Annotated in this window: 3 protein-coding genes; all 3 read right to left on the bottom strand. The window is 65.0% G+C overall.

Annotation, left to right across the window (positions count from 1 at the left end):
- Positions 1–950, bottom strand: a 950-nt coding sequence (locus EN939_RS27860) for an MBL fold metallo-hydrolase (RefSeq protein WP_127270929.1), incomplete at its 3' end; no start/stop codon positions are given.
- Complete coding sequence (locus EN939_RS27865) at positions 950–2029, bottom strand: ABC transporter ATP-binding protein (protein WP_127270931.1); 1080 nt, start codon at positions 2027–2029, stop codon at positions 950–952. The genes EN939_RS27860 and EN939_RS27865, both read right to left, overlap by 1 nt.
- Positions 2017–2958, bottom strand: a 942-nt coding sequence (locus EN939_RS27870; protein WP_164751280.1) for an ABC transporter permease, incomplete at its 5' end; no start/stop codon positions are given. The genes EN939_RS27870 and EN939_RS27865, both read right to left, overlap by 13 nt.

Here is a 2958-nt window from a genome sequence, read left to right on the forward strand (position 1 = left end):
AGATCGCCCGGCGAGCCTGACGGCAGATGGCCGGTAAGCAGCACCGGAAAACCGGAATGGTCGGCACGCGGCAAGAGGCGCGATGACGGGCCGGCTTCACCCATGCCGTCATCCGCCAGCAACGGCGTGGACGGCAGGGGATCAGCATCGGTCCAGTCGGCTGCTTCCTGCAAGCGGCGGCGCAGCAACGCTGAAACGCCCGGCAACAAGGCTGCCGTGGCGCCGATCTGCGCTTCCAGGGACGAACGCATGCCGGCATGGATGGCGAACGGGCCAGGCAAGGCCGCGATCAGCTCCAGCGACCGACCCGAGAGCGGCGTCGGCAAAAGACACCCGCCCGAATGCCCCGCAACCCACTGCGAGATTTCGAGCGCCCGCGCCGCGCCCGGCACGGGATCGGCACCATAGGAGGCGTCGAGAACAAGAAGATCACAGTGGGGGATCGTGTCCATGACGAAGACATTGCTGTCCGGCACCACGTCGGCGGAATAGGCGACGCGGCTCTCGCCATCGTCGACGGCAAACCAGACGCCGCCCACCACATGCCCGGAGCGTCCCGTCCGGATCGTGAGATTTCCGCTCTTCAGCGTATCGCCGGGTTGGAACAATTCGATGCGGTCTTCGGGAAAAGGGAACCGCCTGAAATCCTCGGGCTCAGCATAGCCCGCGAGCGTGGCGGGCGCCTCATTGCGGGTCTCGGCCGTCATGAAGATCGGGCCGGCATAGCCACGCGACAGCAGCCAACTCAGTGCGCCGACATGATCCTCATGGGCATGCGAGACGAACAGCGCGTCGATGTCGGCGACCGACCCGTTCAGCACCGGATAGTAGTCCGCGCCCGAGGCGCCGACCTTGATGCCGACGTCGAGCAGGATGCGATCCTTGCCGCTGCTGACAGCAAGACTGGTGCGGCCCTTTTCGCCAAAGCCGCCGAGCAGGTCGAGCATCATCACGATGCTGCCCCCGCCGCCGGGATCAGCCAGCCGGAGCGTATCCGCAGACGCGCATGGGCTCCGCTCTCCAGCAAAACCGGGTCGGGCTGTTCGAAATGCAAAGTGAGATCGGGACTGGTCGAAGGCGCGAATTCGATGCGCGCCGAGCCACCCTGGTAGATCACCCGCTTGACCAGACCATCAAAGCCGGGGCCATCCGGCGACACGTCGAGATCGGCCGACCGGCAGCAGACCTTTGCCCCGGTTCGCGGCCGCTCGCCTGGCCGGCAGCGGACAACCAGTTCAGCGCCGAGAACCCGGACCTTGCAGTGGCCCCTTTCTTCCGCGCTCAACACATCCACGGGCAGCAAAATGCCTTGCGAAATGAAGGATGCGACCATTTCATTTGCCGGCTCATGATAGAGCTCGCGCGGCGTCGCCAGCTGGGCAAGGCGCCCGCCATCCATCACCGCGATGCGGTCGGCCAATGCCATCGCCTCGGCCTGATCATGGGTGATGTAGACGATGGTGGTGCCGGTGCGCTTGTGGAAGGATGCGAACTCGTCCTCCATCGATGCCCTCAGATGCACGTCGAGATTGGCCAGCGGCTCATCGAACAGCACTAGCGAGGGCGCGGCGACAAGGCAGCGCGCCAGCGCCACGCGCTGGCGCTGGCCGCCGGAAAGATTGGCCGGCCGACGCTCGCCCAGCCCTTGCAGATTGACAAGGGCGAGTGCGTCTTCAACCTTCCGGCGGGCGACAGCCTTGTCGAGCTTCGCCACCTTCAGCGAATAACCGATGTTCTCGGCCACCGTCATATGCGGCCACAGCGCATAGTTCTGGAAGACGATGCCGACGCGCCGCTTTTCCGGTGCGACGCTGCAGCCCTTGCCCGACACGACCTCGCTGCCGATGCGGATTTCGCCCGAAGTCACTTTCTCGAATCCGGCCACCAGCCTCAGCAACGTCGTCTTGCCGCAGCCGGAAGGGCCGAGCACCGCCAGGAACTCGCCGTCGGCGACGTCGATCGACACGTCCCTGACGGCATCGAAATTGGCGAAGCTCTTGGTCACATTGTCCAGGCTCAATCGCGCCATGGCAGCACTCCGGTCGGAAGGTAGGGGGCAAGCAGATTGGTGACCAGCATCAGCACGAAGGTGACCGCCACGGTGATGACGGACATCGCCGCCGCATAGTTGGAATCGCCGCCCTGCTCGAAGGAGAACATCACCACGCCGATGGTTTCCGAGCCCGACGACCACAGCAGCGCCGAAACGGTGAGTTCGCTCAGCGCCGTCATGAAGATCAGCAGGCCGCCGGCGATCGCCGCCGGTGCCACCAAGGGAAAGATGATCGTGCGCATGCGCGTGAACAGCCCGGCGCCTGCCACTTGCGCAGCCTCCTCCAGCGCCCGGTCGATCTGGTGATAGCCGCTGATGGTTGGCCGCAGCGCCAGCACCAGGAAACGGGCGAGATAGGCGTAGAGGATGATCCAGACGGTGTTGTAGAGCTGGATGCCGGTCAGCGGGATCGGCCGCAGGAACATGAGCAGCGAGGCGATGGCCAGCACCACACCGGGCAGTGCATAGGGCAGTTCCACCGACAGATTGAGCAGCCGCACCCAGCGCTGCTTGCCCCAGGCGATCAGATAGCCGATCGGCACGGCAACCAGGACCGCGAAGAAGGCCGCCGCGATCGACAGCCAGAAGCTGTTGAAGAAGGCGCGGCCGGCCGCGTCATGCTCGAACAGCACGAAGCGATAATTGTCGAGCGTCGCCGTCTTGGCGGTGAGCGCGATGCCGTAGCCCGGCACCAGCGATGTCAGAACCAGCCCGAACAGCGGCAGGAACAGCACCACGATGATCAGCAGCCACATGCCGGCCTGGACCGTAGGCCGCCAGCGGCCGAGTTCGTATGGCTCAGCCGAAAGCGACGTGGAGCTGATGCGATAGTCGCGGCGGCGGCTCATGATCTCCTGGGCAAGGATGCCCGCCATGGCGATGATGCCGATCAGCACCGACAGGAA

Origin of the sequence: Mesorhizobium sp. M7A.F.Ca.CA.002.05.1.1 (genome assembly GCF_003998335.1) — a bacterium.
GTDB lineage: Bacteria > Pseudomonadota > Alphaproteobacteria > Rhizobiales > Rhizobiaceae > Mesorhizobium.